The following is a 13,777-nucleotide window of genomic DNA, read 5'->3' on the forward strand; positions in this document are numbered from 1 at the left end:
CTGTCCCGACCCTAGTCCAGCGTGATCGAACGATGGCAGTTTCGATCATTCAAACGCAATCCATTGACGTTCGATCAATCGGCGTTCAGGATTCCGGCGACGCCGACCGATCCGACCGTTCGGCCGATCCGACCGGCCGGTCCGCCGACCGATCCGCCGGCCGGTGAATCGATCCGACCGCACCGCCCCTGCCCGACCCAACTGCCCGACCGACTCTGACTGTTCGTACGGAGGAATTGTGAGACATCGCGTCACCGCGGCCGCGCTCGCCGCCCTGACCGCCGCCGGTCTGACCGCCGCAGGCACCGGCGGCGCGCAGGCCGCGCCCACCGGCCGTACCCACTACGTCGACTGCTCCGCCACCACCGGCACGGCAGCGGCCGACGGCAGCAGGGCACGGCCCTGGACCGGCCTCGCCGAGGCGAACGCCCGGACCTACGGCCCCGGCGACCGGCTGCTCTTCCGGCGCGGCGCCACCTGCACCGGCACCCTCGCCCCGCAGGGCGGCGGCTCCGCCCGCGCCCCGTTCACCATCGCCGACTACGGCCCCGGCGCTGCCCGCGCCCGGCTCGACGGCGCGGGCGCCCACGATGTCGTACTGCTCTCCAACACGCAGTACGTCCACCTCCGCGACCTGGAGATCACCAACGCCGACAACCCCGGCAGCGAGCGCAACGGCGTCCGCCTCCGGCTCACCGACTACGGCACCGCCCGCGGCTTCAGCATCTCGGGCCTCTACATCCACGATGTGCGGGGTGGCGACTTCAAGACACTGACCGGCTCCAGCGCGATCCACATCGCGGTCGAGGGCACGGCGAAGGCCAGCCGGTACGACGGTCTCGACATCGGCTACAACCGGATCGAGAACGTCGACCGCGAGGGCATCTACTTCAAGTCCACCTTCTCCAAGCGCGATCTGGTCGGCCAGCAGCAGGACCCGAACGTCTACCCGGGGGAGTGGACGCCCAGCACCGGCGTCCGCATCCACCACAACACCCTCAAGTCCCTGGCGGGCGACGGCATGAAGCTGGACACCACCAGCGGCGCCCGCGTCGACCACAACCGGATCGACGGGTTCCAGCTCCGCTCGCCCTCCGCCAACGCGGGCATCTGGACCTTCAACACGGACGACACGACCATCGAGTACAACGAGGTCTCGGGCGGCGGCAACACCCACGACGGCATGTCCTTCGACGCCGACGGCGCCTCCCGGAACACGGTCTTCCAGTACAACTACAGCCACGACAACAAGGGCGGCTTCCTGCTGGTCTGCCCGTACAGCGGAGCCAGGACCATCGGCACGGTCGCCCGCTACAACGTCAGCCGCAACGACGGCGCGCGCCTCATCCAGAACTGCTGGGGCCCGATCCTCGACACCCGGATCCACAACAACACCTTCGTCAACAGCGCGGAGACGGTGCCCGGTTACCTCGTCCAGGACGACGCCGGCAGCCCCGCCACCACGCAGCACGAACTGTCCATCCGCAACAACCTCTTCGTGAGCGAGGGCACCGGCGGCTACGCCTTCAAGAACCCGACCGCCGGACTCTCGTTCGACCACAACGCCTTCCACGGCATCGGCATGACCCGCCCCGACCCCGGTGGCATCACGGCCGACCCGAAGCTGCGCCCCGACTTCCGGCTGGGCAAGGGCTCGCCCGCCCTCGCCGCCGGAGCCGAGATCGAGGACAACGGCGGCAAGGACTACTTCGGCAACAGGCTGAAGCCCGGCGCCCCCAACATCGGCGCCTACGCGGGCCGCGGCGTCCGATAGCCCTGCCGCGCGTCCGGTCCGGACGGTCGGCACCGCGCACGACTCACCGCGCACGACTCACCGCGCACCACTCACTGAGGTCCGTACTTGCGGCCTGTCCTGGAGGAGACCCCTCCGAGCAGGCCGCGAGGCGTGACCTTGACCAGTCCCATCAGCGCCTTGTAGCGCGGGTCCGGAATCGACACCGACCTGCCGCGCGCCAGATCCGAGAGCGCCGCCGCCACCAGCTTGTCGGCGTCCAGCCACATCCAGCCCGGGATGTTGCCCGTCCCCATCCCGGCGCGGTCATGGAACTCCGTACGGACGAAACCGGGGCAGAGCGCCATCAGCCTGACCCCCGACCCCGCCAGGTCCTTCGCCGTGCCCTGGGTGAACTGCACGACCCACGCCTTCGACGCCCCGTACGTCCCGCGCGGCAGGAACGCCGCGACGGAGGCCACGTTGATGACTCCGCCCCGGCCCCGCTCCCGCATCCCGGCGGCCGCCGCCGAGGTCAGCCGCAGCACCGCCTCGCAGTGCACCTTCAGCATCATCAGCTCATCGGCGACGGGCACATCCAGATAGCGCCCCTTGTTGCCGAAACCGGCGTTGTTGACCAGCAGGTCGACCGGGTGCCGGGAGTCCTCCAGCCGCGCCTCGACGGCCGCGATCCCGGAGTCCTGGGACAGATCGGCGCTCAGCACCTCGGCCTCGATGCCGTGCCGGTCGTGCAGTTCGGTGGCCTGGACCCGCAGCCGCTCGGTGTCACGGGCCACCAGCACCAGGTTGTGCCCGTCGCCCGCGAGCCGCCGCGCGAAAGCGGCCCCGATCCCCGCCGTCGCGCCCGTAATCAGTGCAGTCGTCATACGCGGCACGTTAGTGCCCCGCGCGCGCCGCCGGACCCCCCGCCCGCCGGGCGGACGGCGCTATGCGCCGGACGGCCCCCGGCCGTGCTCCTCGACGTACGCCCGCGCCTTGCGCGCCGCCTCGGGGTGCAGCGCGTCCCCGGCGGCCAACAGGCGGGGCAGCAGATCCCGTTCGGTCGTCACCGCCCGGAACTGCAGGGCCACCGTGATGTCGTGGTCCGGGCGGTGCACGATCTCCACCGGGTCCCCGGCGTGGACCGTGCCCGGCTCGATCACCCGGAGGTACGCGCCCGGGGCGGCCGCCTCGGTGAACCGCTTGACCCAGCCCTTCTCGCCGACATGGCCCGCGAACGTCCGGCAGGGAATGCGGCCCGAGGTCACCTCCAGCACCAGGCCGGAGCCGATCCGCCAGCGTTCGCCGATCCTCGCGCCGCTCACGTCGATGCCCAGGGTCGTCAGATTCTCGCCGAACGCCCCGTTGGGGAGCGCCCGCCCGCCCAGCACCCGCTCCCAGCCGTCCAGCTCCTCGCGGGCGAAGGCGTACACGGCCTGGTCGCTGCCGCCGTGGTGGCGCAGATCGCACACCGCGTCCCCGCCGACCCCGCTGCCGCCGATCCCCTTCGCGCCCGGGTCGGCGACCCGTACCGGCCCCTCGACGGGCCGTTTGTCGATCCCGGTGGGGGCATCGGAGTGGGCGGAGGGGCGGGGGATCCCCACATTGACGGTCAGTAGCTTCATGGCGCATACGCTAACGAATCATGTCTCAAAGTAACTAGGCGATAATTCGCCACTCATACAAGATTCGCTTATGGTGGTGAGGTGATCGAAGCCCGTCATCTCCGTGTCCTGCGCGCCGTGGCCACCACCGGTTCCTTCTCCGCCGCCGCGCGCGAACTGGGCTGCACCCAGCCCGCCGTCAGCCAGCAGATGAAGGCGCTGGAGTCCTCCGCGGGCACCACGCTGCTGATCCGTACGGGCCGCGAGATGCGCCTCACCCAGGCGGGCGAGGCGCTGGTACGGCACGCCTCCGGCATCCTGGCCGGGCTGACCGCCGCCGAGGAGGAGGTCGCCGCCATCGCCGGGCTGCGGGCGGGCCGGGTCCGGCTCGTCTCGTTCCCCAGCGGCAGCTCCACCCTGGTCCCCGGCGCCCTCGCCGCGCTGCGCGCGGAGCACCCCGGCACGCGGGTCTCCCTCGTCGAGGCCGAGCCGCCGAGATCGGTGGAGATGCTGCGCGACGGCGACTGCGACATCGCGCTGGCCTTCCGGTACGGGACCTCCGGCGGCGAATGGGACGACCTGGTCGCACGCCCCCTGCTCACCGACCGGCTGATCGGCCTGGTCCCGGACGGGCACCGGCTGGCCGGGGCGCGGAGCGTGGGCATCGGCGAACTGGCCGACGAGCCGTGGATCGCCGGATGCCCGCGCTGCCGCCGCCAGCTCGTGGAGGTCTGCGAGGAGTCCGGCTTCACCCCCCGGATCGACTTCGCCACGGACGACTACCCGGCGGTGATCGGCCTGGTCGGCGCGGGACTGGGGGTGGCGGTGCTCCCGGCGCTGGCGATCGAGTCGGTACGCCCCAAGGGGGCGCGCACCATCTCGGTGGAGCCGGCCATCGAGCGCGAGATCGTGGCGCTGACCCTGCCGGACCTGGCGCGGGTCCCGGCGGTGGCGGCCACCCTGGACCAGCTGTCCCTGGCGGCCGCCCGCTGAGCGGCCGCCCGCTGAGCGGCCGCCCGCCGGGCGGGCGGCCCCCGGAGGGCGCCGCCGGCGTGCGCGCGGCTCATGGCGCTGTCCGGCCGTCGGCTCGCGGCGCGCTCCAGCGCCGGCGTACGACGTCGTCGGTTGCCGGTACGCGCCATGTCCGCCGTTCGAGAGAAACGTTTCTGCCCCAGGGGGGCGGGCTCAGGTGTCAGGCGCGTCCGGATCCGTGGGCGGCGCCCGACGGGGTCGCCGTGATCAGCCGGTTGCGTGCGCGGCCCATGAGCTCTTCGCGCTCGTCCTCGGTCAGGCCGCCCCACACTCCGTAGGGCTCCCGTACCGCCAGCGCGTGTGCCGCGCACTCGGCGCGTACCGGGCAGCGCATGCACACCTCCTTCGCCGAGGTCTCGCGTGCGCTCCGAGCCGCCCCGCGCTCACCTTCCGGGTGGAAGAACAGTGAGCTGTCGACCCCTCGGCAGGCGGCCAGAAGCTGCCAGTCCCACAGATCTGCATTGGGTCCGGGAAGGCGGGAGAAATCTGCCATTGCTTGTCCCCTCGAAACCGTGCTGAGTCGGAAACGGCATGCTCGACCGTCGTCGAACTTCGGCGGCCGGAGTTCCGACCGTACATCTACGGTGTTAGTAGATGTAAATATGACTGATTGCGAATCTAGCCACAGACACCAGCAAAAGGGAAGAAAACCCGCCAAACAGGGCATACCTTCAGGTGAAGATTCGGGCGAGAGGTGGATCGCCCGCGCCGTTCTCCTCCGTGTGCGGCCCTTCACGTAGAGTGCCGAACCCGACGGTCCGACCCGTAACTCTTTCGAGTGACCATCGTTGAGAGGGCGGAGGCGGTTGACGGAGAACGAGCTCGGGCACATGTCCGAGGGGGTCAACCGCACAGGTGACGACTTGTATCAGCCTGGAGGCTCAAGGTGACGCGCATCAGCTGCGGAGGACGGTCATGACATCCGTCCTCGTCTGCGACGACTCCCCGCTTGCCCGAGAAGCGCTCCGTCGCGCGGTGGCCACTGTGCCCGGCGTCGAGCGCGTGACGACGGCGGCCAACGGCGAGGAAGTCCTCCGCCGCTGGGGTGCCGATCGTTCGGATCTGATTCTGATGGACGTACGCATGCCCGGTCTGGGGGGTGTGGAGACGGTCCGGCGGCTGCTCTCCGCTGACCCCGGGGCCCGGATCATCATGCTGACCGTCGCCGAGGACCTGGACGGGGTCGCGCTCGCGGTCGCCGCCGGGGCCCGCGGCTATCTGCACAAGGACGCCTCGCGCGCCGAGCTGCGGGCCACCGTGACCCAGGCGCTGGCCGATCCGACGTGGCGGCTCGCCCCGCGCCGGCTGCGGTCCGCCGAGATGGGGGCGGCCCCCACGCTCACCGCGCGGGAGATCCAGGTGCTCGAAGGCATGAGTCACGGCCGTTCCAACGCGGAGATCGGGCGCGAGCTCTTCCTCTCCGAGGACACGGTGAAGACGCACGCCAGGAGGCTGTTCAAGAAGCTCGGCGCCTCGGACCGCGCCCACGCGGTGGCGCTCGGCTTCCGCTGGGGTCTGGTCCGCTGAGGGCGGGGGCCGTGCCCGGCAGCCGAGGCCTTCCCCGTCCGCACTCCGGCGGACGGGGCGACGGGACCGGCGGGCCGGCGGTCGCGTCGCGGCGGTGGGCCCGGAGCCCGGCGGCGTACCCGTGCCGGCCCCTCCGTACCGGCGCTGTGTGACGCTTCCCGGCCGATGACGCATCCTTGAGTCGTGGAGTTCCTCGGGAACGATTCGGACGAGCGGAAGGGGAGGGCGCAGGACATGACATCCGGCGCACCCGCTCATAACGCTTCGGTGCACAACTCAGGACGCGGTGGAGCGGACCAGACGGCATCAAGGCACCATGGTCCGATGCGCGACGACGAGACAACGGTGATCGGTGCTCTGGTGCACCGTGCCGTCGAAGGCGACGCGCAGGCCACCCACGATCTGCTGGCCCATGTCCACCCCCTCGCCCTGCGCTACTGCAGGTCCCGGCTGAACCGGCTGCCCGGTGATGCTCGCCACTTCGTGGAGGACCTGGCGCAGGAGGTCTGTGTCGCGGTCCTGATGGCGCTGCCGCGCTACAAGGACACCGGCAGGCCCTTCGAAGCCTTCGTCTTCGCCATCGCGGGCCACAAGGTCGCCGACCTCCAGCGGGCCGCCATGCGGCACCCGGGGTCGACGGCCGTCCCCTCCGACGAGATGCCGGAGCGGCCCGACGATTCCCTCGGCCCCGAAGAGCGCGCGCTGCTCAGCAGCGACGCGGCCTGGGCGAAGAAGCTCCTCGCCAACCTTCCGGAGAACCAGCGGGAACTGCTGGTCCTGCGGGTCGCGGTCGGTCTGACCGCGGAGGAGACCGGGCAGATGCTCGGAATGTCCCCGGGCGCGGTCCGGGTCGCCCAGCACCGCGCGCTCAGCAGGCTGCGGGCCCTCGCCGGGCAGTAGCCCGCCCGGTGGCGGAGGGGCCCGGGGGCGGACCGTAGGAAAGTACAAAAACTCTTAGTGATCTTGATCGTGGAATGAGACACCCGCGGAGCCCGTTAGCATGGACATCCGCACCGATCAAGGCCATTTGGGGAAGGTGTCATGACTGCAAACGTCGACGGAGTGCCCGAGAAATTCGCGACGCTCGGGCTGACATACGACGACGTGCTGCTGCTGCCCGGCGCGTCCGACATGGCGCCCGACCAGATCGATACCTCCTCGTACATCTCGAAGAACGTACGGGTGAACATCCCGCTGCTCTCCGCGGCGATGGACAAGGTCACCGAAGCACGCATGGCCATCGCCATGGCCCGGCAGGGCGGCGCGGGCGTACTGCACCGCAATCTCTCCATCGCCGACCAGGCCAACCAGGTCGACCTGGTCAAGCGCTCCGAGTCCGGCATGGTCACCGACCCGATCACGGTGCACCCCGACGCCACGCTCAGCGAGGCGAACGACCTGTGCGCCAAGTTCCGCATCAGCGGTGTCCCGGTCACCGACCCGGCGGGCAAGCTCCTCGGCATCGTCACCAACCGTGACATGGCCTTCGAGCCCGACCGCACGCGCCAGGTGCGCGAGGTCATGACGCCGATGCCGCTGGTCACCGGCAAGGTCGGCATCTCCGGCGTGGACGCCATGGAGCTGCTGCGCCGCCACAAGATCGAGAAGCTGCCGCTGGTCGACGAGGCGGGCGTCCTCAAGGGCCTCATCACCGTCAAGGACTTCGTCAAGGCCGAGAAGTACCCGAACGCGGCCAAGGACAAGGGCGGCCGGCTGCTCGTCGGCGCGGCCGTCGGTGTCGCGGGCGACGCCTACGAGCGTGCCCAGGCGCTCATCGAGGCGGGTGTCGACTTCATCGTCGTCGACACCGCCCACGGCCACTCCCGGCTGGTCGGCGACATGGTCGCCAAGATCAAGTCGAACGCGTCGGTCGATGTCATCGGTGGCAACATCGCCACCCGTGACGGCGCCCAGGCGCTGATCGACGCCGGTGTGGACGGCATCAAGGTCGGCGTCGGCCCCGGCTCCATCTGTACGACGCGTGTGGTCGCCGGTATCGGCGTTCCGCAGGTCACCGCGATCTACGAGGCCTCGCTCGCCGCCAAGGCGGCCGGTGTCCCGGTCATCGGCGACGGCGGCCTCCAGTACTCGGGCGACATCGCCAAGGCCCTGGTGGCCGGCGCGGACACCGTGATGCTCGGCTCGCTGCTCGCGGGCTGCGAGGAGTCCCCGGGCGAACTGCTCTTCATCAACGGCAAGCAGTTCAAGTCGTACCGCGGCATGGGCTCGCTCGCCGCGATGCAGACCCGCGGCGACCGCAAGTCCTTCTCCAAGGACCGCTACTTCCAGGAGGGCGTCGCCTCCGACGAGAAGCTGGTCCCCGAGGGCATCGAGGGCCAGGTGCCCTACCGGGGCCCGCTCTCCGCGGTCGTCCACCAGCTCACCGGCGGTCTGCGCCAGTCGATGTTCTACGTCGGCGGCCGTACCGTGCCGGAGCTCCAGTCCAACGGCCGGTTCGTACGGATCACCTCGGCGGGTCTCAAGGAGAGCCACCCGCACGACATCCAGATGACTGTCGAAGCGCCGAACTACAGCAGGAAGTAACGCGAAACCGCAGGTGAGGGGCGGACCGGTGTTCCCGGGACCGCCCCTCACGCGTGTGTCGGGGATACTGGTCAGCGCAGACGTAGAGGGAAAGGCCACATCATCGTGACTGAGATCGAGATCGGGCGCGGCAAGCGCGGCCGCCGGGCATACGCATTCGACGACATCGCCGTCGTACCGAGCCGCCGCACCCGCGACCCGAAGGAGGTCTCGATCGCCTGGCAGATCGACGCCTACCGCTTCGAGCTGCCGTTCCTGGCCGCTCCCATGGACTCCGTGGTCTCTCCGCAGCACGCCATCCGGATCGGCGAGCTCGGCGGCCTGGGCGTGCTCAACCTGGAAGGGCTGTGGACCCGGCACGCCGACCCGCAGCCGCTGCTCGACGAGATCGCCGAGATGCCCGTCGAGTCCGCGACCCGGCGGCTCCAGGAGATCTACTCCGCGCCGATCCAGGAAGAGCTGATCGGGCAGCGCATCAAGGAGGTGCGCGACTCCGGTGTCGTCACCGCCGCCGCGCTCTCGCCGCAGCGCACCGCCCAGTTCTCCAAGGCCGTCGTCGACGCGGGTGTGGACATCTTCGTCATCCGCGGTACGACGGTCTCCGCCGAGCATGTCTCGGGTGCGGCCGAACCGCTCAACCTGAAGCAGTTCATCTACGAGCTGGACGTTCCGGTGATCGTCGGCGGCTGTGCCACGTACACCGCGGCCCTGCACCTGATGCGCACCGGCGCGGCCGGTGTCCTGGTGGGCTTCGGCGGCGGCGCCGCGCACACCACGCGCAACGTCTTCGGCATCCAGGTCCCGATGGCGACCGCGGTCGCCGATGTGGCCGGGGCCCGCCGCGACTACATGGACGAGTCCGGCGGCCGGTACGTCCACGTGATCGCGGACGGTGGCGTCGGCTGGTCCGGCGACCTGCCCAAGGCCATCGCCTGCGGCGCGGACGCCGTGATGATGGGCTCCCCGCTGGCCCGTGCGACGGACGCCCCCGGGCGTGGCCGGCACTGGGGCATGGAGGCCGTCCACGAGGACGTGCCGCGCGGCAAGCTGGTGGACCTGGGCTCGGTCGGGACGACGGAGGAGGTCCTCACCGGGCCTTCGCACACCCCCGACGGCTCGATGAACATCTTCGGCGCCCTGCGCCGCGCGATGGCCACCACGGGCTACAGCGACCTCAAGGAGTTCCAGCGCGTCGAGGTGACGGTGGCGGACTCGCAGCACCGCCGCTGAGCCGTACCCACGGAAGCTGATCCGTACGTACCTGTGGAAAGGGCCCGGACCGTCACATGACGGTCCGGGCCCTTTCCACAGGTACGTACGGGCGAGGCGGGTGTCAGCCCGCCTTCTTGGCGCCGCCGATCGCGGCGATCGGGCCCAGGGCGAGGAAGAGGTAGGTCATGAAGTCGGACTCTTCCTTCCAGAGCCGGGTCACCACGTCGAAGTGGTCGAAGAAGACCTCGGAGAAGGTCGCGCCCGCCACGTCCGCCATGATCATCGACATGCCGACGAGCTGGCCGAGGTAGACACCGCCGAGCGAGAAGAGCGCGGCGGCCCCGACGACGACCGGGTTGCTCCCGCCGACCTTGCTGGCGGCGAAGCCGACGAGGAAGCCGACGCCGACCGCCGCGTAGCCGACCTCGCGCTCGATGGAGCCCGCGATCACGCCGTACAGGATGCCCGCGATGATCGCCGCGCCCAGCGCGGTCACCACACCGAGTGCGATGTTGTTGCGCGCCGGGGGTGCCGGGGTGAAGGGGGTGCCGCCGCCGAACTGGCCGGGCTGCTGGTCCGCGAAGGGGTTGCCCGTGGGGGCACCGGGCTGCTGGCCGTACGGGTTGCCCGCCGGGGCGCCCGGCTGCTGGCCGTAGGGGTTGCCGGTCGGGGCACCGGGCTGCGGCTGGTTCGCGTACGGGTTGCCTTCGGCGGGCTGGCCCCCGTAGGGCTGCTGGGGCTGGTTCGGCGGCACGGGCTGGCTCACGGTGGGTCTCCCCCTGGGGCGAATGCGCACGAGTGTGCGAGTTGTGACGCCGCAGGCTAGCAGTCGGTTCCGACAACGCCCACCGAAAACGTTGGGGCGACTGGTCCGGAGCCCGTTCAGGAGGCATCCTCAGAGCCGGTGCGCGGCTCCGGCGGGGGTGGCTCCCCGGGTGTCCAGGAGAAGCTGGGCCTTCACCGCGAGGCCCTGGAGGTCGTAGGTGCGGTGCTGCTGGAGCAGTACGGTCAGGTCGGCGCCGGCGGCGGCCTCGTACAGCGAGTCGGCGCGCGGCACGGGCAGCTCGCGGACGCGCCAGTCCAGGACGTGCGGGTCGTGGTAGCCGATCTGCGCGCCCATGTCCATCAGCCGGGTCGCGATCTCGCGGGCGGGGGAGGCCTCCTGGTCGGCGCTGTCCGGCTTGTAGGTGACGCCCAGGAGCAGGACCCTGGCGCCGCGCACGGACTTGCCGTGCTCGTTCAGCAGGGTGGCGCAGCGCTGGATCACATAGCTCGGCATGCGGTCGTTGATCTCCTGGGCGAGCGAGACCATGCGCAGGGGGTGGCCGGGGGTGCGGGTGCTGTACGGGAGGTAGCCGGGGTCGACCGGGGCGCCGTGGCCGCCGACGCCGGGTCCCGGCCGGAAGGGCTGGAAGCCGAAGGGCTTGGTCTCGGCGCACCGGATGACGTCCCACAGATCGACGCCGAGGTCGTGGCAGAGCACCGCCATCTCGTTGACCAGGGCGATGTTGACGTGCCGGAAGTTGGTCTCCAGGACCTTGGTCATCTCGGCCTCGCGGGGCCCGCGCGCCCGGACGACCTTGTCGGTGAGCCGGCCGTAGAAGGCAGCGGCCGATTCGGTGCAGGCGGAGGTGAGGCCGCCGATGACCTTGGGGGTGTTGGCGTAGATGTGGGTGCGGTTGCCGGGGTCGAGCCGGCTGGGGGAGCACGCGAGGTGGAAGTCGCGTCCGGCGCGCAGGCCCGAGCCCTCTTCGAGCAGGGGGCGCAGGAAGTTCTCGGTGGTGCCCGGGGGGACGGACGACTCCAGCAGGACGGTGGTGTGCGGCCGCAGCCGGGCGGCCAGCGCGCGGGCCGCGTCGCCCAGCGCCGTGAGGTCGAGGGTGCGGTCGGCGCCGAGCGGGGTCGGGGCGCAGATCACGGCGGTACGGACCCGGCCGAGTTCGGCCGCGTTGCTGGTGGGCCGGAAGCCCCCGGAGAGCATCCGGCGGATGTCGGAGGCGGTGAGGGAGCCCTCGACGGGGGTGCGGCCCGCGGCGAGTTCCGTGCAGGGGCGTGGGTCGGTGTCGTAACCGACGGTGTCGATGCCGGCGGCGACGGCGGCCTGGGCGAGGGGCAGGCCGAGGTGACCGAGTCCGATGACGGCGAGGTCTGCGGGCATGTCGAAGGCCGTCCTTCCCTAAGACCATGAAGACGGAAAGCGCAACTGCTGGGAACAGTGCAATGTCAGACTAGGCGTAAATATGACCTATATGTCGCATTGTGTGGCTCCGGTCGTCCGGGTGTTGTCCACAGGCGGTGGCTGAAGTCGCCGACCGCGGACAGAATCGAGAGGTGGGCACGGACGCCCGGCCTCCCGGGCCGGGCCGCACCTCCGTGCCCGACCACCCCGATCTACCGGGAGGCAGCAGTGAGGACAGCGACACTGGGACCCGCGGAGCGTGCGACGGCGCTCGCCGCGATGGCCGAGCGCGAACTGGACGTGCTGGTCGTGGGGGCGGGCGTGGTCGGCGCCGGGACGGCGCTGGACGCCGCGACCAGAGGGCTCTCGACCGGACTGGTCGAGGCCCGCGACTGGGCCTCCGGCACATCGAGCCGGTCCAGCAAACTGATCCACGGCGGGCTGCGCTATCTGGAGATGCTCGACTTCGCGCTCGTGCGGGAGGCGCTGAAGGAGCGCGGGCTGCTCCTGGAGCGGCTCGCCCCGCACCTGGTGAAGCCGGTGCCCTTCCTCTACCCGTTGCAGCACAAGGGCTGGGAGCGGCTCTACGCGGGATCCGGCGTGGCGCTGTACGACGCGATGTCGGTCTCCTCGGGCCACGGCCGCGGACTGCCCGTGCACCGTCACCTCTCCCGCCGGCACGCCCTGCGCGTCGCGCCCGCGCTGAAGCGGGACGCCCTGGTCGGGGCCCTGCAGTACTACGACGCGCAGATGGACGACGCCCGCTATGTGGCCGCCCTGGTGCGCACCGCCGCCGGATACGGCGCCCAGGTGGCGAACCGGGCGCGGGTGATCGGCTTCCTGCGCGAGGGCGAGCGGGTTGTCGGGGCGCGGGTGCAGGACGTCGAGGGGGGTGGGGAGTACGAGGTCCGGGCCAAGCAGGTGGTCAACGCGACCGGGGTGTGGACGGACGACACCCAGGCGCTGATCGGTGAGCGCGGGCAGTTCCACGTACGGGCGTCGAAGGGCATCCATCTGGTCGTCCCCAAGGACCGGATCCACTCCTCGACCGGCCTCATCCTGCGCACCGAGAAGTCCGTGCTGTTCGTGATCCCGTGGGGACGCCACTGGATCATCGGGACCACGGACACCGACTGGGACCTCGACAAGGCCCACCCGGCGGCGTCCAGCGCCGATATCGACTATCTGCTCGAACACGTCAACTCGGTGCTGGCCACCCCGTTGACCAGGGACGACGTCCAGGGTGTCTACGCCGGGCTGCGGCCGCTGCTGGCCGGTGAGTCGGACGCCACCAGCAAGCTCTCGCGCGAGCACACCGTGGCGCACCCGGTCCCCGGGCTGGTGGTCGTCGCGGGCGGCAAGTACACGACGTACCGGGTGATGGCGAAGGACGCGGTGGACGAGGCGGTGCACGCGCTCGACCAGCGGGTCGCGGCCTGTGTCACCGAGGACATCCCCCTGCTGGGCGCCGAGGGCTACCGCGCCCTGTGGAACGCCCGCGCCCGGATCGCGGCCAGGACGGGCATCCATGTCGCCCGGGTGGAGCATCTGCTGAACCGCTACGGCTCCATGGTCGAGGAGATCCTGGAACTGATCACGGCCGACCCCTCACTGGGCGAACCGCTGGCGGCGGCGGACGACTATCTGCGGGCCGAGATCGTCTACGCCGCCTCGCACGAGGGGGCCAGACACCTCGACGACGTGCTGACCCGGCGCACCCGGATCTCCATCGAGACCTTCGACCGGGGCACCCGCTCCGCCCGGGAGTGCGCGGAGCTGATGGCCCCGGTGCTGGGCTGGGACGAGGGGCAGATCGAGCGGGAGGTCGAGCACTACGAGAAGCGGGTGGAGGCGGAGCGGGAGTCGCAGCGGCAGCCGGACGACCTGACGGCCGACGCGGCGCGGCTCGGGGCGCCGGACATCGTGCCCATCTGACGCGCGTCCCAA

General features: G+C 70.9%; 12 protein-coding genes. 7 read left to right on the forward strand and 5 right to left on the reverse strand.

Going from position 1 to position 13,777, the window contains the following annotated elements; all coding sequences use genetic code 11:
* The first annotated feature begins 238 nt into the window (after positions 1–238).
* Positions 239–1,774: a right-handed parallel beta-helix repeat-containing protein gene (locus OHA98_RS05630; RefSeq protein WP_266922996.1), complete on the forward strand. Its 1,536-nt coding sequence runs from the start codon at positions 239–241 to the stop codon at positions 1,772–1,774.
* Between the two features lie 71 nt (positions 1,775–1,845).
* Here the strand turns inward: OHA98_RS05630 and OHA98_RS05635 are convergent, their stop codons facing one another.
* A complete protein-coding gene (locus OHA98_RS05635) occupies positions 1,846–2,619 on the reverse strand; it encodes an SDR family oxidoreductase (RefSeq protein WP_266922997.1) in 774 nt (257 codons plus the stop codon).
* 60 nt (positions 2,620–2,679) lie between these two features.
* A complete protein-coding gene (locus OHA98_RS05640; protein ID WP_266922998.1) occupies positions 2,680–3,357 on the reverse strand; it encodes an MOSC domain-containing protein in 678 nt (225 codons plus the stop codon).
* Positions 3,358–3,438: 81 nt separating this feature from the next.
* On the opposite strand from OHA98_RS05640, the gene OHA98_RS05645 reads away from it, so the two are divergent.
* Positions 3,439–4,329: a LysR family transcriptional regulator gene (locus OHA98_RS05645; protein ID WP_266922999.1), complete on the forward strand. Its 891-nt coding sequence runs from the start codon at positions 3,439–3,441 to the stop codon at positions 4,327–4,329.
* A gap of 199 nt (positions 4,330–4,528) precedes the next feature.
* On the opposite strand, the gene OHA98_RS05650 is transcribed toward OHA98_RS05645, so the two are convergent.
* Entirely contained in the window at positions 4,529–4,861 is a 333-nt protein-coding gene (locus OHA98_RS05650; RefSeq protein ID WP_266923000.1) for a WhiB family transcriptional regulator, read from the reverse strand.
* Positions 4,862–5,283: 422 nt separating this feature from the next.
* On the opposite strand from OHA98_RS05650, the gene OHA98_RS05655 reads away from it, so the two are divergent.
* From OHA98_RS05655 to OHA98_RS05670, 4 genes are all read left to right on the forward strand, one after another.
* Positions 5,284–5,895 carry a response regulator transcription factor gene (locus OHA98_RS05655; RefSeq protein ID WP_003948568.1) on the forward strand — a complete coding sequence of 204 codons (612 nt, stop codon included), beginning with the start codon at positions 5,284–5,286 and terminating at the stop codon, positions 5,893–5,895.
* Between the two features lie 324 nt (positions 5,896–6,219).
* Positions 6,220–6,795 carry a sigma-70 family RNA polymerase sigma factor gene (locus tag OHA98_RS05660; protein ID WP_266923001.1) on the forward strand — a complete coding sequence of 192 codons (576 nt, stop codon included), beginning with the start codon at positions 6,220–6,222 and terminating at the stop codon, positions 6,793–6,795.
* A gap of 141 nt (positions 6,796–6,936) precedes the next feature.
* Entirely contained in the window at positions 6,937–8,439 is a 1,503-nt protein-coding gene (gene guaB, locus OHA98_RS05665) for an IMP dehydrogenase (protein WP_266923002.1), read from the forward strand.
* 105 nt (positions 8,440–8,544) lie between these two features.
* The gene (locus OHA98_RS05670) at positions 8,545–9,669 is read left to right on the forward strand and encodes a GuaB3 family IMP dehydrogenase-related protein (RefSeq protein ID WP_007453079.1); all 1,125 of its coding nucleotides are present in this window, start codon (positions 8,545–8,547) and stop codon (positions 9,667–9,669) included.
* A 103-nt stretch (positions 9,670–9,772) separates the two neighbouring features.
* On the opposite strand, the gene OHA98_RS05675 is transcribed toward OHA98_RS05670, so the two are convergent.
* Both OHA98_RS05675 and OHA98_RS05680 read right to left on the reverse strand, forming a co-directional pair.
* Positions 9,773–10,417 carry a hypothetical protein gene (locus OHA98_RS05675; protein ID WP_266923003.1) on the reverse strand — a complete coding sequence of 215 codons (645 nt, stop codon included), beginning with the start codon at positions 10,415–10,417 and terminating at the stop codon, positions 9,773–9,775.
* A 129-nt stretch (positions 10,418–10,546) separates the two neighbouring features.
* Positions 10,547–11,809 carry a nucleotide sugar dehydrogenase gene (locus OHA98_RS05680; protein WP_266923004.1) on the reverse strand — a complete coding sequence of 421 codons (1,263 nt, stop codon included), beginning with the start codon at positions 11,807–11,809 and terminating at the stop codon, positions 10,547–10,549.
* A gap of 249 nt (positions 11,810–12,058) precedes the next feature.
* Between OHA98_RS05680 and OHA98_RS05685 the strand changes: the two genes are divergently transcribed.
* Positions 12,059–13,765, forward strand: coding sequence for a glycerol-3-phosphate dehydrogenase/oxidase (locus tag OHA98_RS05685; protein ID WP_266923005.1), 1,707 nt, complete (start codon positions 12,059–12,061; stop codon positions 13,763–13,765).
* Positions 13,766–13,777: the final 12 nt, after the last annotated feature.

The sequence above is a fragment of the Streptomyces sp. NBC_00654 genome (assembly GCF_026341775.1).
Classification (GTDB): domain Bacteria; phylum Actinomycetota; class Actinomycetes; order Streptomycetales; family Streptomycetaceae; genus Streptomyces.